We start from the raw sequence: 25,465 nt of genomic DNA on the forward strand, positions 1-25,465 counted from the left end.
TTACTCCGACGCCGAGCCGCTACGCGGCGAGCGGCGGGGACGGCGGCGGCGACGGTTGGCCGAGGTCGAGGCCGGCGCGTCGGCGGGATCGCGCGGCAGGCGCGACACTTCCTCGATCATTTCGCCGCGCAGGTCGTCGTCGGCATTGGCCAGGTCCATCCACCATTGCGCCAGCACGCTGTCGAACTCGCCGGCGGCGGCGCGCAGCTGCAGGAAATCGCAGGCGGCGCGGAAGCGCGGCTGTTCGATCATGCGGTAGATGGTCTTGCCCATGCGGCGCTCGAAGCGCGGCTGCATGAACCAGATCTCGCGCATGTCCGACGAGAAGCGGCGCTGGATGGCCAGCTTTTCGGTCTGCTCGTCGAGCACCGAGTCAGCGGCCTGCGACAGCGCCGGGATGGTGTGTTCGCCCTGGGCGCGCAGCTGCTTCCAGCGCACCTCGACCTGTTGCCACAGCAGCGCGGCGAACAGGAAGCTGGGGCTGATGGTCTTGCCGGCGCGCACGCGGGCGTCGGTGCGCTCCAGCGCCAGCTCCACGAAGTGTTCGCCGCCGGGCTGTTCCAGCACCACGTCCAGCAGCGGCAGCAGACCCTTGTGCAGGCCGTCGGCGCGCAGCTGGCGCAGGCAGTCCATGGCATGGCCGCAGGTCAGCAGCTTGAGCATTTCGTCGAACAGGCGCGAGGCCGGCACGTTCTCGATCAGGTCCGCCATGGTGCCGATGGGCTGGCGCGTGGCCGGGTCGATGGTGCCGTTGAGCTTGGCGGCGAAGCGCACCGCGCGCAGCATGCGCACAGGGTCTTCGCGGTAGCGCTTGGCCGGGTCGCCGATCATGCGGATCTGGCGCTTCTTCAGGTCGGACACGCCGTGGTGGTAGTCGATGACTTCCTCGGTGTGCGGATCGTAGTAGAGCGCGTTCATGGTGAAGTCGCGGCGCGCCGCGTCCTCGGCCTGCGAGCCGAACACGTTGTCGCGCAGGATGCGGCCGTGCTCGTCGGTTTCCTGGTCTTCCGAGGCGGGCGCGCGGAAGGTGGAGGTCTCGATGATCTCCTGGCCGAACACCACGTGCACCAGCTGGAAGCGGCGGCCGATGATGCGGGCGCGGCGGAACAGCGGGCGGATCTGCTCGGGCGTGGCGTTGGTGGCCACGTCGAAGTCCTTGGGCTCCAGCCCGACGATCAGGTCGCGCACGGCGCCGCCGACGATATACGCGTCATAGCCGTGCTGGCGCAGCACCTCGCAGACCTTGATGGCATGGCGCGAGACGTTGCGGCGGTCGATGCCGTGCTTGTCGCGGGCGATGCGCAGCGGTCCGCGATTGGCAGGCGCGAACAGGCGGCCGACGAATTTTTTTATGGTTTCGGTAATCATCAGGGTTCAGGACTTGGAGTCTTCCATGTGATCGAACAGATCGATCACGCGCCAGCCGCGTTCCTGGGCGATCTTGCGCAGGGCGGGGCTGGGGTTGGCGGCGACCGGCTGGCTCACCTTTTCGAGCAAGGGCACATCATTGACCGAATCGCTATAGAAAAACGATTCGGGGAAATCCGTAAGTGCCGTGCCCATGCCGGCCAGCCATTGGTCCACCCGCACCACCTTGCCTTCCTTGAAGCTGGGCGTGCCGTGGATGCGGCCGGTGTAGCGGCCATGGCGGTATTCGGCGTCGGTGGCGATCAGGTGGGGGATGCCGAAGGCGCGGGCGATGGGAGCGGTGACGAAGCCGTTGGTGGCCGTGACCACCGCGCACAGGTCGCCGGCCTGCAGGTGCTCGTCGACCAGCGCGCGCGCGGCGGACGTGATCGACGGGCGGATCACTTCGGCCATGAAGGCCTCGTGCCAGGCGGCCAGCTCATAGGGCGGATGCGCGGCCAACAGGCCCAGCATGAATTCGGCCGCCTGTTCGGCGGTCAGCTCTCCCCGGTTGTAGCGCTCCATCAGCTCGTCGTTGCGGCGCCGGGCCTCGTCCGGATCGCCGGCGCGGCCGGTGCGCGCCAGGTAGTCGGCCCATTGATAGTCGCTGTCCAGCGGCAACAGGGTGTGGTCCAGGTCGAACAGGGCGAGACGTGGGGAGGTCATTTGGGTTGCGAGTCGGGGTCCGCGAGCATGGCGCGCAGCAGGGGCAGGGTGATGGGGCGGCCGTTGGCCAGGGAATAGCGGTCCAGCGCGTCGATCAGCGCTGCCAGCTTGCGGATGTCGCGCTCATGGTGCGTCAGCATCCAGTTGATGATCTCGGGCGCCAGGTGCATGCCGCGCTCGGCCGCCTGGGCGGACAGGGCGGCCAGCTTGTCGGCGTCGGACAGCGGATCCAGGCGGAACACCAGGTCCCAGCCCAGGCGGGTGCGCAGGTCCTCGCGCAGCGGCATCGACAGCGGGGCGCGGTCGCCGGCCACGGCCAGTGCGAAGGCGCGGCCGGTGGCGGCGGATTCGCGCCAGCGGTTGTACAGGGCGAACAGGCCGGCCTGCCGGTTGTCGTCCATGCGATGCACATCGTCCACCGCGACGAACTTCGGCATCGGCGACTTGGAGTCGGCGCCGGCCAGCACGCGCAGCATGTTCTCGCCGTTGGCGGCGTGGATGTAGACGGCGTCGGGGCGCGCGGTGAGCGCGCGCAGCAGATGGCTGCGGCCGCAGCCGGCCGAGCCCCATATGTAGAGCGCCCGGCCGGGGGCGAGCGTGCGCACCGCCGCGAGCGCTTCCCCGTTGGGGCCGGCGATGAAATTGTTCAGCGAAGGCGCTGGCGCAGGAAGAACGTCGAGCAGCAGCTGGCGGTTCATGGGAAGCTATTCAATCAGGCTTGCTTGCGGAGCGGTCCGGACATCCGGATCCGCGCCACGGGACTCGCGCGGGCTGCCCGGCTGCGGCCAGGCCGCGCGCCGTGTCGCCAGGCCCGTCGCCGGCGCCGCCAGGCCACGCTGGCGGCAGGATCCGGCAACGGATTCCCGCAGTAAAAATCAGGTCAAACAGAATGGGTCAAGAATCGGGTCAATCGGTTGACCAAAACGGCTGGCCAAAACCGATATCGGCCAACCCTACACTTTAAACCACCTGAGGGGCGGTGTCGCGCCAGTCCGCCGTTCAGGCCCTGGCTCCCGGCGGATTCCGGGCGTTTGGGGGGCGTCGGCACCGGCTTGTGGCCAGCTTCGGGCCGCGGCGTCGTAAAATGCCGGGCAACCCACCCCAATTCCCAGCAATTGTTACATATCCCACGGCATTTCTCATGACGAATCAACCCTCCGCTCCCCTGACCTACCGCGACGCTGGCGTCGATATCGATGCGGGCGACGCCCTGGTCGACCGTATCAAGCCGCTCGCGGCCCGCACCATGCGTCCCGGGGTCCTGGCCGGTATCGGCGGCTTTGGCGCCCTGTTCGAAGTGCCGAAGCAGTTCAAGGAGCCGGTGCTGGTGTCGGGCACCGACGGCGTGGGCACCAAGCTGCGCCTGGCGTTCGAGTGGAACCGTCACGACACCGTGGGCATCGACCTGGTCGCCATGAGCGTCAACGACATCCTGGTGCAGGGCGCCGAGCCGCTGTTCTTCCTGGACTACTTCGCCTGCGGCAAGCTGTCCGTGGATACGGCGGCGTCCGTGGTGGGCGGCATCGCCAAGGGTTGCGAGCTGTCGGGATGCGCGCTGATCGGCGGTGAGACCGCCGAAATGCCCGGCATGTACCCGGACGGCGAATACGACCTGGCCGGCTTCGCGGTGGGCGCGGTGGAAAAGTCGGCCATCATCGACGGCAAGTCGATCAAGACCGGCGACGTGGTGCTGGGCCTGGCGTCCAGCGGCGCGCACTCCAACGGCTATTCGCTGGTCCGCAAGATCCTCGAGCGTGCCAACGCCCGTCCCGACCAGGACTTCCATGGCCAGCCGCTGGTCGACGTGGTCATGGCGCCTACCCGCATCTACGTCAAGCAGGTGCTGGCCGCGCTGGCCAAGCACGGCACCGCCATCAAGGGCCTGGCTCACATCACCGGCGGCGGCCTGCTGGACAACGTGCCGCGCATCCTGCAGCCCGGCCTGTCGGCCAAGCTGCACCGCGACGGCTGGGAAATGCCCAAGCTGTTCCAGTGGCTGCAGCAGCAGGGCGGCGTGGAAGACACCGAAATGCACCGCGTCTTCAACTGCGGCATCGGCATGGTGCTGGTGGTCGATGCCGCCCAGGCCGACGCCATCGCCGCGACCCTGCGCGAGCAGGGCGAGACCGTCAACCGCATCGGCGAGATCGTCGAGCAGCAGGACGGCATGGCGCAGACCTTCGTGGTCTGAGCGCGCCCGGCCGTTGAGCGGCCGGCAGGAAAAAGCCCGCTACGGCGGGCTTTTTCATTTTGGGAGGCAGACGGAGGGCGACGCGTCTGTGACGGGGAGCAGGCCCCGTGGACGTGTCAGGCGCGTTCGCCCAGCGCGGCGGCCACCGCGTCGATCGTGCGCGCCACCGCGTCCCGCGCCAGGCAATCGACGATGACACGCTCAGGCTGCGCCCGCAGCCAGGTGATCTGGCGCTTGGCCAGCTGGCGCGTGGCGGCGATGCCTTGCTCGCGCGCGCCGGCCAGGTCGATCTCGACGTCCAGGTGCGCCCACATCTGGCGGTAGCCCACGCAGCGCACCGAGGGCAGGCCGGGATGCAGGTCGCCGCGCGCGCGCAGGGCGCGTACTTCATCGATCAGGCCTTGCGCCAGCATGGCGTCGAAGCGCTGTTCGATGCGCGCGTGCAGCGCGGCGCGGTCCGAGGGTTCCAGGCTGATCGTCAGGTACTGGTTGGCGTCCTCGTCCGGCTTGCGCTGCGCGCGCAGCAGCAGCGCGGACATGGGCTGGCCGGACAGGCGGCAGATTTCCAGCGCGCGCTGGATCCGCTGGCTGTCGTTGGGCGCCAGCCGCGCGGCGGTGATGGGGTCCAGCGTGGCCAGTTCGGCATGCAGCGCGGGCCAGCCTTCGCGGGCGGCGCGCGCTTCCAGTTCGGCGCGTAGCGCCGGGTCGGCCTGCGGCAGGTCGTCCAGCCCGTCGCGCAGCGCCTTGTAGTACATCATGGTGCCGCCGGCCAGCAGCGGCACGCGGCCGCGCGCGCGGATCTCGTCGATCAGGCGCAGCGCGTCGGCGCGGAATTCGGCCGCCGAGTACGACTGCGCGGGGTCCAGGATGTCCAGCAGATGCTGAGGCACGCGCGCCTGCTCGGCGGGCGAGGGTTTGGCGGTGCCGATGTCCATGCCTCGGTAGATCGTGGCCGAATCGACGTTGACGATCTCCATCGGCCAGCGTTCTGCCAGCGCCAGCGTGGACGCGCTCTTGCCGGCCGCGGTCGGGCCGGCCAGACAGATGACCGGCGGCAGGCCGGATGCGGAAGAAGAAGGCAAGGCTATTGTCCGCGCAGGAAGAGCTTGTCCAGGTCGGACACCGACCACTGCACCCAGGTCGGGCGGCCGTGGTTGCACTGATCCGCGCGTTCGGTGGCTTCCATCTGCCGCAGCAGCCCGTTCATCTCTTCGATGGTGAGCTTGCGGTTGGCGCGCACCGAGCCGTGGCAGGCCATGGTGGACAGCAGCTCGTTGCGCTGCTCGGTCAACAGGCGCGACACGCCCACGCCGCCCAGGTCGCGCAGCACGGCGCGGGCCAGCGTTTCGATGTCGCCGCGCGCCAGCATGGCGGGCACCGAGCGCACCGCGATCGAGGTGGGGCCGGACGGGCGCAGCTCGAAGCCCAGCTCGGCGAGCTGTTCCTCGAATTCCTCGGCGACGGCCACGTCCTTTTCCTGGGCGTGGAACACCACTGGCACCAGCAGGTCCTGGCGCGGCAGGCTGCGCGCGTCCAGCGCCTGCTTGAGCTGTTCGTAGACCACGCGCTCATGGGCCGCGTGCATGTCCACCAGCACCATGCCGCGCTTGTTCTGCGCCAGGATGTAGATGCCGTGGACCTGGGCCAGGGCCATGCCTAGCGGGTGTTCCTCGTCGGCGGGCAGGGCGGCCGAGTCGCGCAGCGGCGTCGTGCGCGGCGCGGCGTCTTCGTTCAGCGGACGGTACAGCGACTGCCAGTCGGCCGCCGGAATGCCGGCGGGTTCGGCGTGCAGGCGGAACGGCACCTGCGTATGCGGCCGTTGCGGCGCGGGCGAGGGACGCAGGCCGTAGGGCGCGGCGTTGCCGCTGCTGGTGTAGCCCGGGCGCGCGGATGACGGCTGCGAGGCGTGACCCGATGCGTGCATCCCGGATGCGGGCGTACCGGCGGCGGGCATGCCGGCGGCGGACGCGCCCGAGGCCGGCGCATGCCACGAGGCCCGCGAGGCATCCGCGTCCGGGGAGATGGATGCGTTCCGTGCGGCGTCCGTGGCGCTTGCGCCAGCGTCCTGCGCCGGCAGAGCGCCGGGTTCCGCGTCATGGGCTTGCGGCGTGACGGCGGACGCGCCGCCGGTCTGCGCCAGCGTCTGGCCGACCGCGTGCGAGACGAAGCGGTGCACGGCGCCGCTGTCGCGGAAGCGCACCTCATGCTTGGCGGGATGGACGTTGACGTCCACCGCGGCGGGATCGATGTCCAGGAACAGCACATAGGCCGGCTGGCGGTCGCCATGCAGCACGTCGGCGTAGGCGGCGCGCAGCGCGTGGCTGACCGTGCGGTCGCGCACGAAACGGCCGTTGACGTACAGGTATTGCCGGTCGGCGCGCGCGCGGGCCGCGGTCGGGCGGGTGATCATGCCGGCCAGGCTCACCGTGCCGACGGCATGCGACAGCAGCAGGCCGTGCTCGGCGAACTCCGCGCCCAGCACGTCGCGGATGCGCTGCGGCGGATCGGCGGGCAGCCATTGGCGCTGCGCGCGGTCGTGGTGGAACAGGCGGAACGCGATGTGCGGATGCGCCAGCGCGATGCGTTCCATCGCGTCCACGCAATGCCCGAATTCGGTGGCTTCCGAGCGCAGGAACTTGCGGCGCGCCGGCACCGCGTCGAACAGCTGGCGCACGTCCACGGTGGTGCCGGGCGGGCCCGAGGCGGGGCTGACCTGCAGGCTGCCGCCGTCGATCTGCCAGGCGTGCTCGCCGTCGCGCGTGCGCGAGATGATGGACACCTGCGCGACCGAGGCGATGGAGGCCAGCGCCTCGCCGCGAAATCCCATCGACGCCACCGATTCCAGTTCGGTCAGCGAGCGGATCTTGCTGGTGGCGTGGCGCGCCAGCGCCAGCGGCAGTTCCTCGGGCGGAATGCCGCCGCCATCGTCGGTCACGGCGATGCGGCGGATGCCGCCGCCTTCCAGCCGCACTTCGATGGCGCGCGCGCCGGCGTCGATCGCGTTCTCCAGCACTTCCTTGAGCACGGATGCCGGCCGCTCGATGACCTCGCCGGCCGCGATCTGACTGATCAGCAGGTCGGGCAGCGCGAGGATGGAACGGCGGTCGGTCGGGGGACGGGTATCGGGGGTGGCCATGGTGACGATTTTAGCCTCAGGACCGCCTGGGCTATAGTCGGTGACGGATTTCACTACCGCATGGCAGGATGGCGTCGATGCTGGATTTTTTCAATATGGTGTTGCATATCGACCAGACCTTGAGCGTCTGGGTCGACCAGTACGGCGCCTGGGTGTATCCCGTGCTGTTCCTGATCGTGTTCGCCGAGACCGGGCTGGTGGTGCTGCCCTTTCTGCCTGGCGATTCGCTGCTCTTCATCGCCGGGGCGCTGGGCGCGACGGGCAAGATCGATCCGGTCATGCTGTCGGTGCTGCTGCTGATCGCGGCGGTGACGGGCAATACCTTGAATTACACGATCGGCCGCTATATCGGTCCGCGCGTGTTCTCGATGAACCTGCGCTTCCTGGACCGGGGCGCGCTGATGCGCACGCATGCCTTCTATGAAAAGCACGGCGGCAAGACCATCGTGCTGTCGCGCTTCATCCCCGTGGTGAGGACCTTCGCGCCTTTCGTGGCCGGCGTGGCCGAGATGCCGTTCGGGCGCTTCCAGCTGTTCAACGTCGCCGGCGCGCTGGCCTGGGTGGGCGGTCTGGTGGCGGCCGGCTACTTCTTCGGCAACATTCCGTTCATCAAGGACCACCTGAACACCATCGTGCTGCTGGGCCTGGCCGCCGCCATCGTGCCGGTGGTCGGCGCGGGCCTGTTCAAGCTGATCCGTTCGCGCCGCCAATAGACGCGCCGCGCAAAAGAACAGGGCCATGCGCCGTCAGCGCATGGCCCTGTTCTTTTCAGGACGCGGGAATGGGACGTTCCGGTCAGCTCACATCGCCCAGCCTTGCCAGCGGAGGATTCGCGGTGAAGTAACGCTGGATCCCCGTCATCATGGCCTGCGCCAGCTTGTCCTGGTGCGAGGCGCTGCGCAGCAGCGCTTCTTCCTGCGGATTGCTGATGAAGGCCGTCTCGACCAGGATGGACGGAATGTCCGGCGCCTTGAGCACGGCGAAGCCGGCCTGTTCGACGCTGTTCTTGTGCAGCCGGTTGATCTTCTTGATCTCGTCCAGGAAGGAATTGCCCACCTTGAGCGAGTCGTTGATCTGCGCGGTGGTGGACAGGTCCAGCAGCACCTTGGCGACCTGACGGTCGTGGCTGCCCAGGTTCACGCCGCCGATCAGGTCGGCCGCGTTTTCCTTGTCGGCCATCCAGCGCGCCTGCGCGCTGGTGGCGCCGCGCTGGGACAGCGCGAACACCGACGAACCGTTGGCGGACGGCTTGATCCAGGCGTCGGCGTGGATGGACACGAACAGGTCTGCGTGCGCGCGGCGCGCCTTCTGCACGCGCACGTGCAGCGGTACGAAGTAGTCGTCGTCGCGCGTCAGGTAGGCGCGCATGTTCGGCTGGCTGTCGATCAGCGCCTTGAGCCGGCGCGCGATGCGCAGCACCACGTCCTTCTCGCGCAGGCCGCTGCTGCCGATCGCGCCCGGATCCTCGCCGCCGTGGCCGGGGTCCAGCGCGATGGTCAGCATGCGCTGCTTGCCGCGTCCGGCGGAGGCGGGCGGCGGCTTGGGCGTCGGAATCGGCGCGGCGGGCTGCTGGCCGCGCGCCAGCGGCGGCTCGGGCGGCGGGTTGTTCTTGCTGCCTGGATTGCGCTGGATGTCTTCCAGGATGCGGGCCAGCGGATCGTCGACGTCGGGACCGCCCTGCTTGTTGATCACCGCGATCAGCGGATCCTGCGCGACCTTGGGATACAGGTCCAGCACCAGGCGGTACTGATAGTCGGCAACGGGCTTGAGCGTGAACACCTGCGGCGCCACCGCCTGCTTCAGGTCGAACACCATCCGCACCACGTTGGGCCGGTTCTGCGCCACGCGCAGGCTCTGGATATAGGGGTCGTCGGGCCGGACCTTGGACACCAGATCATTGAGGGCCGCATTGATGGTCAGGCCCTCGATGTCCACCACCAGGCGGTGGGGATTTTCCAGCGTGAATTGTTCCGCCTTGAGCTCGCTGTCCAGCTCCAGCGTGACGCGGGTGTATTCGTCGGCCGGCCAGGTCCGCACCGCGAGGATGGTGGCGGCCTGGGCCAGGCGTGGCAATACGGGGAGGACGAGCAGCGTGGCGGCGACGCTGATCAGGCGGCGTCGGGCGGCGCCTGCCTTGGGCAGGGCGCTGGCGGCGGGGGGACAATCGCGTTCAACCATGTTTGTCCTCGGGCGGTGTACGCGGTCAGGCTGGCGTCGCGTCCTTCGCCCGCGTAGGCGAGGGAAATCTGCAGGTCGGGCGGGGGCAAGAGACCCTCTGCCCGCTCCGGCCATTCGATCAAAACGACCGCATCGTCACGCAGTAAATCCCGGAATCCTGCGTCCAACCATTCGCGCGAATCACTAAATCTATAAAAATCAAGGTGATAGAAGTATAAGTTAGAAACTTTATAGGATTCAAGCAGCGCGTAGCTTGGGCTTTTGATCCGGCCCTTGATGCCGCATTCGCGCAACAGCGCGCGGGTGAAGGCCGTCTTGCCCGCACCCAGGTCGCCCTGCAGGTGGATGGCGCCGCCCGCCGGAGCGCCGGCCTGGCCGGACACCAGCGGCGCAAGCTGCCGCGCCAGCGATTCCGTGGCGGATTCGTCGGGCAGGTGCAGGGTCAGGCTGCTCAGGGGGACAGGCTTGGGCGCGGACATGGGACAGGGCCAGAGGTGGTAAAAAGCGGTACAGGGATATATCGAATGTCAGCGATTATAGGAATGCGGGTTTCTGCTAACCTATAACGTTATCCATAATTGATTGCTATTCTCAAATGCGTCGGGGTGAATCCGCCCGCGAACGACGCCGCTACGGAGCTGTACGCGCCATGAAGACCCGCATCGAAAAAGATACCTTCGGCCCCATCGAGGTCCCCCAGGACCACCTGTGGGGCGCCCAGACCCAGCGCTCGCTGCATTTCTTCGCGATCTCGACCGAGAAGATGCCCGCGCCGCTGGTCACCGCGATGGCGCAGCTCAAGCGCGCCGCCGCCAAGGTGAACGCCGACCTGGGCGAGCTGGATCCGAAGATCGCCGATGCCATCTCGCGCGCCGCCGACGAAGTGATCGCCGGCAAGTGGCCTGACGAATTCCCGCTGTCCGTGTGGCAGACCGGCTCGGGCACGCAGAGCAATATGAACATGAACGAGGTGCTGGCCAACCGCGCCTCCGAGCTGCTGGGCGGCGAGCGCGGCGAAGCGCGCAAGGTCCATCCGAACGACCACGTCAATCGCGGCCAATCGTCCAACGATACCTTCCCCACCGCCATGCACGTGGCCGCCGCCGTTCAGGTCGAGCACCATCTGCTGCCTTCGTTGAAGGCCTTGCGCGCCACGCTGGCCGCCAAGAGCGCCGAGTTCTACGACATCGTCAAGATCGGCCGCACCCACCTGCAGGACGCCACGCCGCTGACGCTGGGTCAGGAAATCTCGGGCTACGTGGCCCAGCTGGACCTGGCCGAGCAACAGATCCGCGCCACGCTGCCGGGCCTGCACCAGCTGGCTATCGGCGGCACCGCCGTGGGCACGGGCCTGAACGCGCATCCGCAGTTCAGCGCCAAGGTCTCGGCCGACCTGGCGCACGCCACCGGCACGGCCTTTGTGTCGGCGCCCAACAAGTTCCAGGCCCTGGCCTCGCACGAAGCGCTGCTGTTCGCGCACGGCGCGCTGAAGTCGCTGGCCGCCGGCCTGATGAAGATCGCCAATGACGTGCGCTGGCTGGCCAGCGGTCCGCGTTCCGGCCTGGGCGAGATCAGCATTCCCGAGAACGAGCCGGGCAGCTCCATCATGCCGGGCAAGGTCAATCCGACGCAGTGCGAAGCCGTGACCATGCTGGCCGCGCAGGTGCTGGGCAACGACGTCGCCATCAACATCGGCGGCGCCAGCGGCAACTTCGAGCTCAACGTCTTCAAGCCCCTGGTCATCCACAACTTCCTGCAGTCGGTGCGCCTGTTGACCGACGGCATGGCCAGCTTCGACCAGCACTGCGCCCAGGGCATCGAGCCCAACCACGCGCGCATCGCCGAACTGGTCGACCGCTCGCTGATGCTGGTGACTGCGCTGAACCCGCACATCGGCTATGACAAGGCCGCGCAGATCGCCAAGAAGGCGCACAAGGAAGGGTTGTCGCTGAAGGAGTCGGCGCTGGCGCTGGGCTTCCTTAACGAGGAACAGTTCGCCCAGTGGGTGGTGCCGGCCGACATGACCAACGCCAAGAAGCCCTGAGGCCAAAGGCGCGGTCGACGCGCAGAGGCTGAAAGCACGAATGCCGCCCCGTCGGGGCGGCATTTTTTTGCGCGGACGCAACAGGCGGAAGGCGCGCCGTTGCCAGGACAGCCGGCGCCACGACGCGCGTGGCGCGGGCGTCCGTTATCTTGCAATGGTTGGAAGGACTTGCCGCGATTATTGCGTCAGCATCAGCCACAGCGGAATGGTCAGCGCCGAGGCCAGCGTGCCCAGCGATAGCAGCAGGGCCACCATGCGCCCGTCGCCGCCCATGCGCATGGCCAGCACATAGGCGGCCGATGCCGTGGGCAGCGCGCCGAACAGCAGCAGCATGCGCGATTCCAGCGGTGGCATGCCCAGCAGATGCGCCACCAGCAAGGCCACCAGCGGCAGCGCGGCCAGTTTCACGGCCAGCATCCAGGCGATCAGTGCGCCATAGCCCTTGCCGCCTTCCCAGGCCAGGCTGGCGCCCACGCACAGGATGCCCAGCGCGATCGCCGCCGCGCCCAGCCGCGCCAGCACCGTGTCGACCGGGCCGGGCAGCTGCAGGCCCGCCAGGTTGCAGGCCAGGCCCGCCAGCGTCGAGACCACCAGCGGATTGCGCGCCAGCTCGCGCAGCAGGTTGGCGCCGCTGTGGCGCGCCAGGCCATAGACCGCGACCACGTTGGCCATGGGCACGGCGAAGCCGATGATCAGCGCCATGATGGTCTGCCCCTGCGCGCCGCCGACGCTGGCCGACAGCGCCAGGCCGATATAGGTGTTGAAGCGGTAGCCGCATTGCGCGGCGGACGCCAGCCCGATCGACGAGGGTCGCAGCACCGGACCGGCCAGCCACGACAGCGCGACGCCGACAGCGATCATGGCGGCCGTGGCCTGCAGCAGCAGGGCGGCGTTGCCGGCGCTGATGGGGGTGCGCAGGATCGCCTGGAACAGCAGCGCGGGGAACAGCACGAAGTAGACGAGACGCTCGGCGCCGGCGAAGAATTCGCGCGAAAAGCCCAGCTTGTGGCGCAGCGCCCAGCCCAGCGCGACCAGCATGAAATCGGGGAAAACCAGCAGTGCGACCGACATGGGGAATGGCTTTTTTCGTTGCGCCAGCAGGGGATTTTCTGCCTAGGCGGGTGTAAGCATTTGCTGCTATTCTCCGACATTCTGGCGGGCGCGTGTTCCATCAGCAACGCATAATCAGCGCCGCACAACGCGGCGGCGCGCATAACTAAGCGCCCCCATCGCCAATCGTCGTCCGTCCACAGACGGCCGGCCCGCTACACAATCCGCACACAGGCGGATTCGCTATCTTGGAGGAAACACACCAATGAATAAAGCTCGCACCCTGGCCGTGGCCATCGCGCTGGCCACCGGCGCCGCCGGCACGCTGGGCGTCTCGGCCGCGCACGCCGCCGACAAGTATCCCAGCAAGGCCATCCGCGTCATCGTCCCGTTCGCCCCGGGCGGTTCCACCGACATCATCGCGCGCCTCGTGACGCAGCGCATGAGCCAGGAACTGGGTCAGCCCATGGTCGTGGAAAACAAGGGCGGCGCTGGCGGCGCCATCGGTGCATCCGAGGCCGCGCGCGCCGAGCCGGACGGCTACACGCTGTCGATCGCCACCGTGTCGACCATGGCAGTGAACCCGGCCTGCCGTCCGAACGACCTGCCCTACGATCCGATCAAGGACTTCCAGCCGGTCACCAACTTCGCCAACACGGCCAATGTGGTCGCCGTGAATCCGAAGTTCCCGGCCAAGGACTTCAAGGGCTTCCTGGAAGAGCTGAAGAAGAACCCCGGCAAGTATTCCTACGGCAGCTCGGGCACCTGCGGCGTGCTGCATCTGATGGGTGAGTCGTTCAAGATGGCCACGGGCACCGACATCGTGCACGTGCCGTACAAGGGCTCGGGCCCGGCCGTGGCCGACGCCGTCGGCGGCCAGATCGAAATCATCTTCGACAACCTGCCGTCCTCCATGCCGCAGATCCAGGCGGGCAAGCTGCGCGCCATGGCCATCGCGTGGCCGGGCAACATCGATGCCATCAAGGACGTGCCGACCTTCAAGGACGCCGGCTTCCCGGTGCTGAACCAGCCGGTCTGGTACGGCCTGCTGGCGCCCAAGGGCACGTCGATGGAAGTCGTGAACAAGCTGCGCGACGCCGCCGTCGTGGCGCTGAAGGACCCGAAGGTCATCAAGGCGCTGGACGACCAGGGCTCGGCGCCGTCGGGCAATACGCCGGAAGAGTTCGCCAAGGAAATCAAGGAACAGTACGACTGGGCGAAGGACGTCGTGAAGAAGCAGAACATCAAGCTGGACTGACGGCTTGACGCAGGGACCGGCCGGGCCGGTCCCGGGTTTGCACGGGCGCCCTGGGGCGCCCGTTTTCATTGCGGCCAGTCCTGGCGTCGCGATGGCGGCGCGCCCGCGATCAGGCTTCGGTCAGGCGCGCCAGCTGCGTGTCGCAGGCCGCGCGCAACCGTTCGATCAGGTCGCGGTGCAGGGCCGACATCGGGTCCTGGTTGCGCATCATGATGCTGATGGGCACGCGCAGCGCGGGTTCCAGCCGGCGCAGGTGCATGCCCGGCCGCAGCAGCGCACTGGCGGTGATGGCGTCGACGATCGCATCGCCGCAGCCGGCCTCCACCAGCGCGCAGGCCATGTAGTGCGTCTTCACCTGGATCGCGGGGTTCACCTCCACGCCTTGCGCGTCCAGCGCCAGCTGCAGCAGCGCGCCGGCGGCGTCGCGCGCGTCCAGCACGATCAGCGCGTGGTCCGGCGGCAGGTCGGCCAGGCGCAGCGGACCCGTTCCCGGATCCAGGCTCAGGTGCACCAGTTCGGTCTGGCCCAGGCCGATGCGGGTCAGGCCGGGATAGTCATTGGTGTCGAAGGTGACGATGGCGTCCAGCTCGCGCGTCAGCAGCCCCTGGACCAGCTCGGCGCTATGGTAGGTATGCAGGTCGAAGGTGACGCCGGGATGCGCGTCGCGGCTGGCGCGCACCACGCCGGGCAACAGGCCCAGCCCCAGCGCCGGCGCGCTGCCCAGCCGCAGATGGCCGTGCGGCCGGTCGCGCAGGCTGGCCGCCAGCCGGCGCACGCTGTTCAGGTCCTGGTTCAGCCGCGCCACCTCGGGCGTCAGGATCTCGGCCTCGCGCGTGGCCACCAGCCTGCCCTTGACGCGCTCGAACAGCTTGAAACCCAGCTGGGCCTCGGCATGCGCCAGCAGCTTGCTGGCGGCGGGCTGGGAAATGTGCAGCGCGGCCGCGGCCTCGGTCAGTGAACCGGTGCGGCGGATGGCTTCGAAAATCTCGATGTGACGCAGGCGCATGACGCGAAAAGCGGGAAGAGCGGGCAGTGCCGGAACCGGGATTCTATGCCGGATGCCTGCAGGGCGCCCCGGCCGCGCCCTTGGCGGATTTGAATATCATTGGGGGCTGCCACGCTCACCGTTACCCGCCGGAGTCCGCCATGCCCTTGCCCGTTCGCGCCGTTCTTGCCGCCGTCCTGATCGCCGCCGGCGCGTCAGCCCCGCCCGCCGCGTGGGCGCGCGGCCCGCAGGCGGCGGACCGGAATCCCGAGGCGGCGACGGGCTATGCCGAACGCGAGCTGGTGCGCGCGCCGCATTTCATGATGGTGTCGGCCAATCCCTGGGCCACGCGCGCGGGCGACGAAATGCTGCGGGCTGGCGGCAGCGCCGTGGATGCGGCCATCGCCGCGCAGCTGGTGCTGAATCTGGTCGAGCCGCAGTCCTCCGGCATCGGCGGCGGCGCTTTCCTGGTGCTGTACTCGGCGGGGCAAAAGCGCGTCCTGACCTACGATGCCCGTGAAACCGCGCCGGCGGCCGCTCGCCAGGACCGCTTCCTTGATGCCGACGGCAAGCCCTTGTCCTTCGCGCAGTCCGTCAACAACGGCATGGCCGTGGCCACGCCGGGACTGCTGCGCGGGCTGGAGCTGGCGCACAAGGAGCACGGCAAGCTGCCCTGGGCGGACCTGTTCGCGCCGGCCATCCGCCTGGCCGAGCAGGGCTTTCCGGTATCGCCTCGCTTGCACGCGCTGCTGGCCGGCAACAAGGCGCTGCCGAAGCAGCCGGCCGCCGCGGCCTATTTCTACGCGCCCGACGGCCAGCCCTGGCCGGTGGGGCATGTGCTGAAGAATCCCGAGTTCGCCCAAACGCTGCGCGAGATCGCGGCGCGCGGCGCCGACGCCTTCTACCGTGGCGCGATCGCGCGCGATATCGTCGCGGCCGTGCACGGTCACGCCAAGCCCGGCGATCTGAGCCTGGACGACCTGGCGGGCTATCAGGCCAAGCGTCGCGAGCCGGTCTGCGGCGCGTACCGGGGCTACGAGCTGTGCGGCATGGGGCCGCCCAGCAGCGGTCCGCTGGCGGTGTTGCAGATGCTGGGCGAGCTGGAGCAGTACCCCATGTCCCGCTACGCGCCCAATAGCGCGCAGGCCGTGCACTACTTCGCGGAGGCCGGCAGGCTGGCCTTCGCGGACCGCGATTTCTACGTGGCGGATCCCGACTTCGTGAAGGTGCCGGTGCGCGCGCTGCTCGATCCCGCCTATCTGCGCGGGCGCGGCGCGCTGATCCAGCCGGACCGCAGCATGAAGGTCGCGCTGCCCGGCGACCCAGAGGGCAAGCTGCTGGGCCTGGGTCGCGACGCGGCGCTGGAGCAGCCATCCACCAGCCACCTGGTGGCGGTCGACGCGCGCGGCGACGCGATCAGCATGACCACCACCATCGAGAACGAGTTCGGCAGCAAGATCTTCGTGCGCGGCTTCCTGCTCAACAACGAGATGACCGATTTCTCGTCGGCGTTCAAGGATCCCGAGGGCCGGCTCGTGGCCAACCGCATCGAACCGGGCAAGCGCCCGCGCAGCGCCATGGCGCCCATGATCGTGCTGCGCGACGGCAAGCCTTACATGGTGGTCGGCTCGCCGGGCGGCAGTGCCATCATCAACTACGTGGCCAAGACGCTGGTGGGCGTGCTGGATTGGGGCCTGGACATCCAGGCCGCGATCTCGCTGCCCAACATGGGCAGCCGCAACAAGGACACCGAGCTGGAAAAGGGCACGGCGCTGGAGGCGTTGGCGCCCGCGCTGGAAGCGATGGGGCATCCGCTGCGCATCACCGAGTTTCCCAGCGGCATCCACGGCATCGTGATCGGACCGGACGGCTTGCAGGGCGGCGCGGATCCGCGCCGCGAAGGCCTGGCGCAGGGCGGCTAGGCGAGCCGCGCACGCGGCCCTACGCCGTGTCGCCAGCTCGATCCGCTAGCCGGCCTCTGGTTCCAGGCCGCCCAGCGCCGGCGGCAGCCTGCGCAGCCTGGCGGGCGTGCGCGACAGCTTGATCGGCGAGCCCACGCCCCGGTAGTCGCCCTGTTCCAGCAGCATGCCGCGATGGCGGGTATGCGGATGGGCCAGGGCCTGGTCCACGGTCTGCACGGCGGCGGCGGGCACGCCCGCGCGCAGCAGCCGGTCCGCCAGCGCAGCGGCCTCGTGCGTCGCCAGCAGCGCCGACAGGGCGTCGCGCAAGGACTGGCGGTTGGCCAGCCGGTCGGCGTTGGCCGCGTAGCGCGGGTCTCGCGCCAGTTCGGGCGCGCCCAGCGCGGTGGCCAACTGCGCGAACTGGCGGTTGTTGCCCACGGCCAGGAAGATCGGGCCGCTGGCGGTGGGCAGCGTTTCATAGGGCGCGATGTTGGGATGCGCATTGCCGCTGCGGGCCGGCGTCTTGCCGCTGTAGAAATAGTTGGGCGCGTGCGGGTGCAGCAGCGACAGCGCGCAGTCGTACAGCGTGATGTCCAGGAACTGCCCCAGGCCGCTGCGCGCGCGCTCGTTCAGCGCCAGCAGCACCGCCACGGCCGCGTTCAGGCCGGTGACCATGTCCACCACGGGCAGGCCGACGCGGGTGGCTTCGCCATCGGCCTCGCCATTCACGCTCATCAGGCCGCACATGGCCTGGGCGCAGGCGTCGTAGCCCGGCAGGCCGCCCAGCGGCCCGTCGGCGCCGAAGCCGCTGACGCGGCAATGGATCAGCTTCGGGAACGCCTGGCTCAGCGTCTCGTAGCCCAAGCCCCATTTCTCCAGCGTGCCGGGCTTGAAGTTCTCGACCAGCACGTCGGCGTCGGCCAGCAGCGCGCGCAGCAGCTCCTGGCCCGCCGGCAGCGACAGATCCAGCGCCATGCCGCGCTTGTTGCGGTTCACGCCGATGAAGTAGGACGCCGTCTCGCCCAGGAACGGCGGCCCCCAGCCCCGAGTTTCGTCGCCGCCCGGCGGCTCGATCTTGAGCACGTCGGCGCCGTGGTCGGCAAGAATCTGCGTGCAATACGGACCGCCCAGCACGCGGGACAGGTCGATCACCGTGCAGCCGGCAAGCGCGCCGGCGTCGGAAAGCTTGGGGAACATAGGTACTCGCTGGTTCGTGGTCAGTGTTGCTTCCCTGGGGAGCAGATGCGTCATGCGCTTGCCGCCACACCCCCGGCGCTCCGCACCCAACGGCTGTCCCAAGATCGGGGCAGCGCGGATCCGGCTCCGCCGGTCCGCAGCTGCGCCCCCTGGGGGGAAGCGCGCAGCGCTCGGGGGGGCTCAATCTATAGAGACGTTGGCGCTTTTGATCAGCGCGCGCCATTTGGGCACTTCCTCGGCGATGAAGCCCGTCAGCGCGGCCGGACTCTGGTCCTGCGCCGCAACGATGCCCTGGCTTTGCAGCGCCTGTTTCACGTCGGGGTCCGCCAGCGCCGCGCGGAACGCCTGGTTGAGCTGGTTCACCGTCGCGGCCGGCGTGTCCTTGGGCGCCACGATGCCGAAGAACACGCTGACGTCATAGCCATTCAGCCCCTGTTCCGAAATGGTGGGCAGGTCGGGCAGCGCGTCCGAGCGCTGCGCGCTGGCCAGGCCGATGGCGCGCAGCTTGCCGGCCTTGATGTGCGGCAGCGCGGTCAGGATGTCGGTGAAGGACATGGATACCTGGCCGCCAAGCAGGTCGTTCAGCGCCGGGCCGGTGCCCTTGTACGGGATGTGCATGATCTGCGTGCCGGCCATCTGGTTGAACAGGATGCCGGCCAGGTGCGAGGACGCGCCATTGCCCGACGAGGCGTAGCTGAGCTTGTCCGGGTGCTGCTTGGCGTAGGCGATCAGCTCCTGCACGTTGGTCGCCGGCACCGAGGGGTGGACCACCAGGATGTTGGGCAGGTGGCCGATGCGGATGACGGGCGCGAAGCTTTTCTCGGGGTCATAGCCCTGGTTCTTGTACAGGCTGATGTTGATCGCCAGCGGGCCGGAGGTGCCGAACAGGATGGTGTAGCCGTCGGGCTTGGCGTGCGCCACATATTCCGAGCCGATGTTGCCGCCGGCGCCGGCGCGGTTCTCGACGATGACGTTCTGGTTCAGCGGCTGCCTGAGCTTTTCGGCCAGGCGGCGCGCCATCGCGTCGGTCGGGCCGCCGGGCGGGAAGGGCACGACCAGCGTGACGGGACGCGAGGGGTAGGCGTCGGCGGCGGACGCTGGCGCGGCGGCGGTGAGCGTGGCGGTGGCCAGCAGCAGCGGGATGAGCAGGCGTTTCATGGTTGTCTCCATTGTGGTGGCGCGCCGGCTGTGCCGCCGGCGTCGTGGGCGCGCGGTGCTACAGCGCGTATTGCAGGATGGCGGCGCAGTCGGCGCTTTCGTTCGCGGGCGCCGAATACGGGTCGCGCGCGGCCAGGCGATGCCGCAACACCAGGTCGGCCAGGACCGCGCGCGTTTCCAGGCCCGGCTCGCGGGCTTCCCGGCGCAGGGCGGCGATGGACACGGCGTGATACAGCAGCGTCGCCGCCTGCCGCGCCAGTTCCGCGCGGTTGCCCTCGGCCGCCATGGCGGCGAACGCGAAGCTGCGCTCGATGGCGTCCTGCTGCGTGGCGGCCAGCGCGTCCGTGCAAGGCACGCCTTCGGCCAGCAGCTGGTCGACGTGGCGGCGCAGGGCCGGCAGCGAGTTTTCGCGGTTGATGGCGCGCAGTACGTCCAGCGCGACGATGTTGCTGGTGCCTTCCCAGATCGAGCCCAGGTGCGCGTCGCGCACCAGGCGCGGCTCGGTCCATTCCTCGATGTAGCCGCAGCCGCCGCGCACCTCCATCGCGTCGCCGGTGACCTTGCGGGCGTCGCGGCAGGCGCGGAACTTGATCAGCGGCGTCAGGATGCGCGCTAGCGCCGGGTCCGCGCGGCCCTGGTCGGCCTCGGCCAGCGCGCGCGCCGTCTGGAACATCACGCTGCGGGCCTGCTCGGCCCAGACCGTCATCTTGGCCAGCTGGCGGCGCATCAGCGGCATGTCGATCAGGCGCTGGCCGAAGGCGCGGCGCTGCTGCGAGAAGTAGACCGCCTCGGTGACGGCGCGGCGCATCAGGCCGGCCGCGCGCATGCCGTTGGACAGGCGCGAGTTGTTGATCATGTCGGCCATCTGCTTGAAGCCGCGGCCGCGCTCGCCCACCAGCCAGGCGGTGGCGCCTTCCAGACGGATCTCGCCGCTGGCCATTGAGCGGGTGCCGAGCTTGTCCTTCAACCGCAGGATGCGGTAGCGGTTGCGGCTGCCGTCGTCCAGCTCGCGCGGCAGCAGGAACAGCGACACGCCCTTCAGGCCGGGCTGCGTCTCGCTGCGCGCCAGCACCATGGCGAAGCCGGCGTCGGGGTTGGAGCAGAACCACTTGTCGCCGCTAAGACGCCAGCTGCCGTCCGGCCGCGCCTCGGCCACGACCTCGGTGGCGCTGACATCGGAGCCCGCGCCCTGCTCGGTCATGAACATGGCGCCCTGGCGCAGGCTGTCGAAGTCCAGGCTCGTGACCTGCGGCAGCACCTTGTCGACGAGTTCCGGCGCGCCGAACTTGCGCAGCGTGCGCGCCAGCGAATCGGTCATGCTGACCGGGCAGCACAGGCCGAACTCGGCCTGCACGAACAGATGGCTGAGCGCGTACTTGGCCGCTGCCGGCATGGGCTCGGGCCAGCCCAGCGCGCCGCCGCGATGCGACAGCGCGGCCAGGCCGAATTCGCTGTAGGCCAGGCGCTCCAGCTCGACGTAGGCCGGGTGCTTGTCGATGCGGGATTCGTCGGCCCCGGCGCGGTTGCGCACCGACAGCGTGGGCGGATGCCTGTCGGCGTCGGCCGCCAGCGCGTCCATGCGGCCGCCGGCCAGCGCGCCCAGCCGGTCCAGGTGCGGCAGCAGGTGCGCGTGCAGCGCCGCAGGCAGGTACAGGCGGCTGAGCGCGGCCGCGTAGGGATCGGCGCGAAACAGGTTCAGGCCGCGCGAATCGGGCACGGGCGTGGCGGCGGTCGGCGGGGCAGGCATGGCGGTGTCCATGGGGCGGTCCTGGGCAGCGGAGGGATGCTGCATGGTGCGCGGCTGGATTAATCTATGCAAATACTTGATTTGTCTGGATTGATCCAAAAAAAATATTGATGATGGGAGACAGGCGATGGACCTGGAACCGCGCCTCTTGCGCTATTTCATCGCCGTGGCCGAGGAGCGGCATTTCGGCCGTGCGGCGGCGCGGCTGCATATTTCCCAGCCGCCGCTCAGCTATGCCATCCGCCAGCTGGAGCAGGGCGTGGGGGCGCGCCTGCTGGAGCGCACCAGCCGCCAGGTGGCGCTGACCGAGGCGGGCAAGGTGCTGTTCCGCGAGGCTCAGGCGCTGCTGCGGCAGGCCGAGGACGTGCGCGTGCTGGTGCGGCGCGTCGATGCCGGGCTGCGCGGGCGGCTGCGCATCGGCTTCGTCGGTTCGATGCTGTACCGGGGCCTGCCGGCGCTGTCGGCGGCCATGCGGGCCGAGCTGCCGGAGGTGGAGCACGTGCTGGCCGAGCTGAATTCCCATGACCAGATCGAGGCCGTGCATCGCGGCGAGCTGGACCTGGGCTTCATCCACGCCAACCCGTTACCCGAAGGCGTGCAGGCGCAGGACCTGGTGGCGGAACCCTTCGTCGTCTGCCTGCCGTCCGGCCATGCGCTGGCGCGGCGCGGCAGCCTGGCGCTGGTCGAGCTGGCCGGCGAGGACTTCGTGTTCTTCGCGCGCGCGGCCTCGCCCAGCTATTACGAGACGGTGCTGTCGCTGTGCGTGACGGCCGGCTTCACGCCGCTGGTGCGGCACGAGGTGCGTCACTGGCTGAGCGTGGCCGCGCTGGTGTCGCAGGGGCTGGGGGTGGCGATCGTGCCGGCCTGCCTGTCGCGCAGCGGGCTGGCCGGCACGCGCTTCATCGGCTTCGAGCACGAGGCGCGCTCGGTCAGTCAGGCGATCTGGCCGGCCGGGGGCCGCACGCCGTTGCAGGAAAGCGCGATGCGGCTGGTGATGGCGCGCATGCCGACGTTGCGGCCTGAAGCGGGCTAGGGCAGGGCCGGAAGGGCAAGGCCGCCGCCGGCCGGATCCGCGCGATCAGCGGAAGACGACGGTCTTGTTGCGGTTCAGCAGGATGCGGTGCTCGACGTGGCTGCGCACCGCGCGCGACAGCACCAGCGATTCGATGTCGCTGCCCACCTGGGTCAGATCGGCGGCCGTCATGGTGTGGTCCACGCGTTCGATGTCCTGGTCGATGATGGGGCCTTCGTCCAGGTCCGAGGTCACGTAGTGGGCCGTCGCGCCGATGATCTTCACGCCGCGCGCGTGCGCCTGGTGATAGGGGCGCGCGCCCTTGAAGCTGGGCAGGAAGCTGTGGTGGATGTTGATGGCGCGGCCGTTCAGCGCGCGGCACATGTCCGCCGACAGGATCTGCATGTAGCGGGCCAGCACCACCAGGTCGATGTGCTCGCGGGCCGCCAGGTCCAGCACCTGCTGTTCTTGCTGCGCCTTGGTGTCGGGCGTGACGGGCAGGTGGTGGAAGGGGATGCCGTAGGTGGCCGCCAGCGGCGCGTAGTCGTTGTGGTTGGAGACGATGGCCGCGACTTCGGCGCGCAGCTGGCCGCTGTGCACGCGGAACAGCAGGTCGTTCAGGCAGTGGCCCTGCTTGCTGACCATGATCAGCAGGCGCGCCTTGCGGCGGGCGTCGTGCAGTTGCAGGTCCATGCCGAACTCGGCCGACAGCGTGTCCAGGCGCGCGCGCAGCGCATCGGGCTGGATGTCCGACGGCAGGTCGAAGTGCACGCGCAGGAAGAAGCGGCCGGTTTCGTCGTCGCCGAATTGCTGGGAATCCAGGATGTTGCAGCCCAGTTCGAACAACAAACCGCTGACGCGATACACGATGCCCGTGCGGTCGGGGCAGGACAGGGTCAGGATGTAGTCGTTGTGCTGCATGGTCTGGAGGATGCGTGGATGAAAGGAAGGTCGGATCAGGCGGCGGCCAGGCGCGCCAGGGTTTCGTCGGCCAGGGCCAGGCTGGACGTCAGGCCGGGGGATTCTATGCCGAATAGATTGACCAGGCCGGGCACGCCGTGGTCGGCGGGGCCGGCGATCATGAAATCGGCGGCCGGCTCGCGCGGGCCGGAGATCTTCGGGCGGATGCCAGTGTAGCCGGGCGCCAGCGCGTGGTCGGGCAGGGCGGGCCAGTAGCTGCGCACCGCCTCGTAGAACACGTCGGCGCGGGCCGGGTCCAGGGTGTAGTCCTCGCTGTCGACCCACTCGGTGTCGGGACCGAACTTGGCCTGACCGCCCAGGTCCAGCGTCAGGTGCACGCCCAGGCCGGCGTGCTGCGGAACGGGGTAGATCAGCCGCGAGAACGGCGCGCGGCCGGATAGCGTGAAATAGCTGCCCTTGCACAGGTAGCTGGCGGGGATGCTGGCGGCCGGCACGCCGTCGATGCGGCGCGCCAGCGCCGGCGCCCGCAGGCCGGCCGCGTTGATCAGGATGTTGCAGCTCAGGCGCATCGCGTCGGCGCCGCCGAATCGCAGCTCGAAGCCGCCCTCGGGCCGCACGCGCCCGGATTCCAGCGGCGTGTGGAACACGCACTGCGCGCCGGCGTTCTCGGCGTCGCCCTGGTAGGACAGCATCAGGGCATGGCTGTCGACGATGCCGGTGGATGGCGACAGCAGCGCGGCGGTGCAGCGCAGCGCCGGTTCCAGCCGCATGGCCTCTTCGCCGGAAATGTATTGCAGGTCGTCCACGCCGTTGGCGCGCGCGCGTCGGGCGATGTCCTCCAGCTGGGCCGCCTGGGCCGTGTCGGTGGCCACGATCAGCTTGCCCAGGCGCTTGTGCGGCACGCCGCGCTCGGCGCAATAGGCGTAGAGCAGATGCTTGCCGCGCACGCACAGCCGGGCTTTCAGGCTGCCGGCCGGGTAATAGATGCCGGCGTGTATGACTTCGGAGTTGCGCGAGCTGGTGCCGGTGCCGATGGCCTCGGTGGCTTCTGCCACCAGCACCTCGCGTCCGCGCAGCGCCAGGGCCCGCGCGATCGCCAGGCCGACCACGCCCGCGCCGATCACGACGCAGTCGATGTCGGCGCTCATCGGCGGGCTCCGGCGGCGGACAATGCCTGTGCGCGAGAGCGGCGGGTCGTCATGGCGTTTTCCTGGCGGCGTGGGCGCCGGCGGGGGTGAGGTCGAAGCCGCCGGCATGGAAGACCAGCGGCGGCTCGCCGCTGTGGCCGCAGCGCTCGACTTCGCCGACCATGATGACGTGATCGCCTTCGACGTAGCGGCTGCGGTTGTGGCATTCGAACCAGGCGGCGCAGCCGCCGTCCAGCATCGGCGTGCCGCCCGGCGCCCGCGCCACGGTCAGGCCGTTGAAGCGGTCGGGTGTCCTGCCGGTGGCGAAGCGGCGCGCCAGCGCGATCTGGTGGGCGCTCAGCACATTGACGACGTAGCGATCGCAGCGCTCGAAGGCCTCCCGCGACGACGAGCCGCCGGACAGGCTCCACAGCACCAGCGGCGGATTCAGCGACACCGAATTGAAGGAGCTGACCGTCAGCCCGATGGGCGCGCCATCGGCGTCGGCGGCGGTGACCACCGTCACGCCGGTGGCGTAGCGTCCCAATGCGGTGCGGAAGAAGGCGGCGTCGAAGTCAGGCTTGGAAACAGTCATGTAAGTTCACGGCGGCGCCACCCTTATCGGGGCAGCGCGGATCCGGCTCCGCCGGTCCGCAGCTGCGCCCCTGGGGGAAGCGCGCAGCGCTCGGGGGGGCCTCTACGGCGATAGGCGTTCGATCTTCCAGCCGGCGCCGTCGGGGACGTAGCGCAGGCGGTCGTGCAGGCGCGACGGGCGGCCCTGCCAGAATTCGAAGGCGGTGGGTTTCAGGCGGTAGCCGCCCCAGTGCGGCGGGCGCGGCGGCTGGTCGCCGTAGCGGGCGCGGAATTCCTGCTCGCGGGCTTCCAGTTCTTCGCGCGTGATGGGCTGGCTCTGGCGCGAGGCCCAGGCGCCGATCCGCGAGCCGGCGGGCCGGCTGTGGTAGTAGGCGTCGGATTCCTCGGCCGCGACCTTTTCCACCACGCCCTCGATGCGCACCTGGCGTTCCAGCGGCTGCCAGAAGAACAGCAGGCAGGCGCGCGGCTCGGCCAGCAGGTCCGTGCCCTTGCGCGATTCGTAGTTGGTGAAGAAGGTGAAGCCGCGCTCATCGTAGCCCTTGATCAGGACGATGCGCGCGCTGGGCTGGCCGCTGGCGTCGACCGTGGCCAGCGTCATGGCATTGGGTTCGGGCACCTTGGCGGCCTGGGCCTCGTCGAACCAGCGGGAAAACTGTTCCAGCGGCGAAGCGCTGGCCTGGCTTTCCAGCAAGACGTTCTTTTCGTAGCTTTGACGCAGATCGGAGACGGACATGGGACTTTGATTCAGCGTTGATGACAGGGAGTTTATACCGCCCGGGCGGGCGCTCCCCTATTGACCCTGCGCAGGGCTTGCTCATATCGGGCGCAGGCGGGAGCCGGCCTGTCCGGCGCCTGTTGCCGGATTGCGTCGCGCCGGCGTGTCCGGGCCGCCG

22 protein-coding genes are annotated in these 25,465 nt (G+C 69.2%); 6 read left to right on the top strand and 16 right to left on the bottom strand.

Translation table 11 applies throughout. The features are described from left to right. Genes pcnB through hda form a run of 3 tightly spaced genes read right to left on the bottom strand, consistent with a single transcriptional unit; the run spans position 1 to position 2,771 of the window. Positions 1-1,368, bottom strand: a complete 1,368-nt coding sequence (pcnB, locus tag C2U31_RS09225; RefSeq protein ID WP_103272576.1) for a polynucleotide adenylyltransferase PcnB — start codon at positions 1,366-1,368, stop codon at positions 1-3. Positions 1,369-1,374: 6 nt separating this feature from the next. Then, positions 1,375-2,073, bottom strand: a complete 699-nt coding sequence (locus C2U31_RS09230) for an HAD family phosphatase (RefSeq protein WP_103272577.1) — start codon at positions 2,071-2,073, stop codon at positions 1,375-1,377. After that, positions 2,070-2,771 carry a DnaA regulatory inactivator Hda gene (hda, locus tag C2U31_RS09235; protein ID WP_103272578.1) on the bottom strand — a complete coding sequence of 234 codons (702 nt, stop codon included), beginning with the start codon at positions 2,769-2,771 and terminating at the stop codon, positions 2,070-2,072. Before hda ends, C2U31_RS09230 begins: the two co-directional genes overlap by 4 nt. Before the next feature lie 443 nt (positions 2,772-3,214). Here hda and purM point away from each other — a divergent pair, with 443 nt between their 5' ends. After that, positions 3,215-4,264 carry a phosphoribosylformylglycinamidine cyclo-ligase gene (gene purM / locus C2U31_RS09240; RefSeq protein ID WP_103272579.1) on the top strand — a complete coding sequence of 350 codons (1,050 nt, stop codon included), beginning with the start codon at positions 3,215-3,217 and terminating at the stop codon, positions 4,262-4,264. Between the two features lie 116 nt (positions 4,265-4,380). Here purM and miaA read toward each other — a convergent pair whose 3' ends face one another. Continuing rightward, positions 4,381-5,346: a tRNA (adenosine(37)-N6)-dimethylallyltransferase MiaA gene (gene miaA, locus C2U31_RS09245; RefSeq protein WP_199770977.1), complete on the bottom strand. Its 966-nt coding sequence runs from the start codon at positions 5,344-5,346 to the stop codon at positions 4,381-4,383. A 2-nt stretch (positions 5,347-5,348) separates the two neighbouring features. Next, entirely contained in the window at positions 5,349-7,400 is a 2,052-nt protein-coding gene (gene mutL / locus C2U31_RS09250; protein ID WP_103272580.1) for a DNA mismatch repair endonuclease MutL, read from the bottom strand. A gap of 77 nt (positions 7,401-7,477) precedes the next feature. Here mutL and C2U31_RS09255 point away from each other — a divergent pair, with 77 nt between their 5' ends. After that, entirely contained in the window at positions 7,478-8,113 is a 636-nt protein-coding gene (locus tag C2U31_RS09255) for a VTT domain-containing protein (protein ID WP_103272581.1), read from the top strand. Positions 8,114-8,195: 82 nt separating this feature from the next. Here C2U31_RS09255 and C2U31_RS09260 read toward each other — a convergent pair whose 3' ends face one another. Both C2U31_RS09260 and tsaE read right to left on the bottom strand, forming a co-directional pair. Continuing rightward, on the bottom strand, positions 8,196-9,578 hold the full coding sequence (locus C2U31_RS09260) for an N-acetylmuramoyl-L-alanine amidase (protein ID WP_158658328.1): 1,383 nt from the start codon (positions 9,576-9,578) through the stop codon (positions 8,196-8,198). Further along, a complete protein-coding gene (gene tsaE / locus C2U31_RS09265) occupies positions 9,509-10,057 on the bottom strand; it encodes a tRNA (adenosine(37)-N6)-threonylcarbamoyltransferase complex ATPase subunit type 1 TsaE (protein WP_103272582.1) in 549 nt (182 codons plus the stop codon). Before tsaE ends, C2U31_RS09260 begins: the two co-directional genes overlap by 70 nt. A 170-nt stretch (positions 10,058-10,227) precedes the next feature. On the opposite strand from tsaE, the gene fumC reads away from it, so the two are divergent. After that, on the top strand, positions 10,228-11,622 hold the full coding sequence (fumC, locus tag C2U31_RS09270) for a class II fumarate hydratase (RefSeq protein WP_103272583.1): 1,395 nt from the start codon (positions 10,228-10,230) through the stop codon (positions 11,620-11,622). A gap of 177 nt (positions 11,623-11,799) precedes the next feature. Here fumC and C2U31_RS09275 read toward each other — a convergent pair whose 3' ends face one another. Beyond that, complete coding sequence (locus C2U31_RS09275; RefSeq protein WP_103272584.1) at positions 11,800-12,693, bottom strand: AEC family transporter; 894 nt, start codon at positions 12,691-12,693, stop codon at positions 11,800-11,802. Positions 12,694-12,937: 244 nt separating this feature from the next. On the opposite strand from C2U31_RS09275, the gene C2U31_RS09280 reads away from it, so the two are divergent. Beyond that, entirely contained in the window at positions 12,938-13,930 is a 993-nt protein-coding gene (locus tag C2U31_RS09280) for a tripartite tricarboxylate transporter substrate binding protein BugE (protein WP_103272585.1), read from the top strand. A 109-nt stretch (positions 13,931-14,039) separates the two neighbouring features. Here C2U31_RS09280 and C2U31_RS09285 read toward each other — a convergent pair whose 3' ends face one another. Beyond that, entirely contained in the window at positions 14,040-14,936 is an 897-nt protein-coding gene (locus tag C2U31_RS09285; protein ID WP_103272586.1) for a LysR family transcriptional regulator, read from the bottom strand. Positions 14,937-15,082: 146 nt separating this feature from the next. Here C2U31_RS09285 and ggt point away from each other — a divergent pair, with 146 nt between their 5' ends. Next, complete coding sequence (ggt, locus tag C2U31_RS09290; RefSeq protein WP_199771025.1) at positions 15,083-16,837, top strand: gamma-glutamyltransferase; 1,755 nt, start codon at positions 15,083-15,085, stop codon at positions 16,835-16,837. Positions 16,838-16,882: 45 nt separating this feature from the next. On the opposite strand, the gene C2U31_RS09295 is transcribed toward ggt, so the two are convergent. The 3 genes from C2U31_RS09295 to C2U31_RS09305 all read right to left on the bottom strand — a co-directional run bounded on the left by C2U31_RS09295 (position 16,883) and on the right by C2U31_RS09305 (position 20,930). Beyond that, a complete protein-coding gene (locus C2U31_RS09295; protein WP_103272588.1) occupies positions 16,883-18,013 on the bottom strand; it encodes a CaiB/BaiF CoA-transferase family protein in 1,131 nt (376 codons plus the stop codon). A 180-nt stretch (positions 18,014-18,193) separates the two neighbouring features. Further along, positions 18,194-19,171 carry a tripartite tricarboxylate transporter substrate binding protein gene (locus C2U31_RS09300; RefSeq protein ID WP_103272589.1) on the bottom strand — a complete coding sequence of 326 codons (978 nt, stop codon included), beginning with the start codon at positions 19,169-19,171 and terminating at the stop codon, positions 18,194-18,196. 58 nt (positions 19,172-19,229) lie between these two features. Then, positions 19,230-20,930 carry an acyl-CoA dehydrogenase family protein gene (locus tag C2U31_RS09305; RefSeq protein WP_103272590.1) on the bottom strand — a complete coding sequence of 567 codons (1,701 nt, stop codon included), beginning with the start codon at positions 20,928-20,930 and terminating at the stop codon, positions 19,230-19,232. A gap of 115 nt (positions 20,931-21,045) precedes the next feature. Here C2U31_RS09305 and C2U31_RS09310 point away from each other — a divergent pair, with 115 nt between their 5' ends. Continuing rightward, the gene (locus tag C2U31_RS09310; protein ID WP_103272591.1) at positions 21,046-21,951 is read left to right on the top strand and encodes a LysR family transcriptional regulator; all 906 of its coding nucleotides are present in this window, start codon (positions 21,046-21,048) and stop codon (positions 21,949-21,951) included. 45 nt (positions 21,952-21,996) lie between these two features. Here C2U31_RS09310 and purU read toward each other — a convergent pair whose 3' ends face one another. The 4 genes from purU to pdxH form a co-directional block, all read right to left on the bottom strand. Then, positions 21,997-22,851, bottom strand: a complete 855-nt coding sequence (gene purU, locus C2U31_RS09315) for a formyltetrahydrofolate deformylase (RefSeq protein WP_103272592.1) — start codon at positions 22,849-22,851, stop codon at positions 21,997-21,999. A 35-nt stretch (positions 22,852-22,886) separates the two neighbouring features. Beyond that, the gene (locus tag C2U31_RS09320; RefSeq protein WP_103272593.1) at positions 22,887-23,999 is read right to left on the bottom strand and encodes an NAD(P)/FAD-dependent oxidoreductase; all 1,113 of its coding nucleotides are present in this window, start codon (positions 23,997-23,999) and stop codon (positions 22,887-22,889) included. Positions 24,000-24,048: 49 nt separating this feature from the next. Beyond that, on the bottom strand, positions 24,049-24,573 hold the full coding sequence (locus tag C2U31_RS09325; protein WP_103272594.1) for a flavin reductase family protein: 525 nt from the start codon (positions 24,571-24,573) through the stop codon (positions 24,049-24,051). Positions 24,574-24,675: 102 nt separating this feature from the next. Then, the gene (pdxH, locus tag C2U31_RS09330; RefSeq protein WP_103272595.1) at positions 24,676-25,305 is read right to left on the bottom strand and encodes a pyridoxamine 5'-phosphate oxidase; all 630 of its coding nucleotides are present in this window, start codon (positions 25,303-25,305) and stop codon (positions 24,676-24,678) included. Between the last annotated feature and the right edge of the window lie 160 nt (positions 25,306-25,465).

This window comes from Achromobacter sp. AONIH1 (assembly GCF_002902905.1).
Lineage (GTDB): Bacteria > Pseudomonadota > Gammaproteobacteria > Burkholderiales > Burkholderiaceae_B > Achromobacter.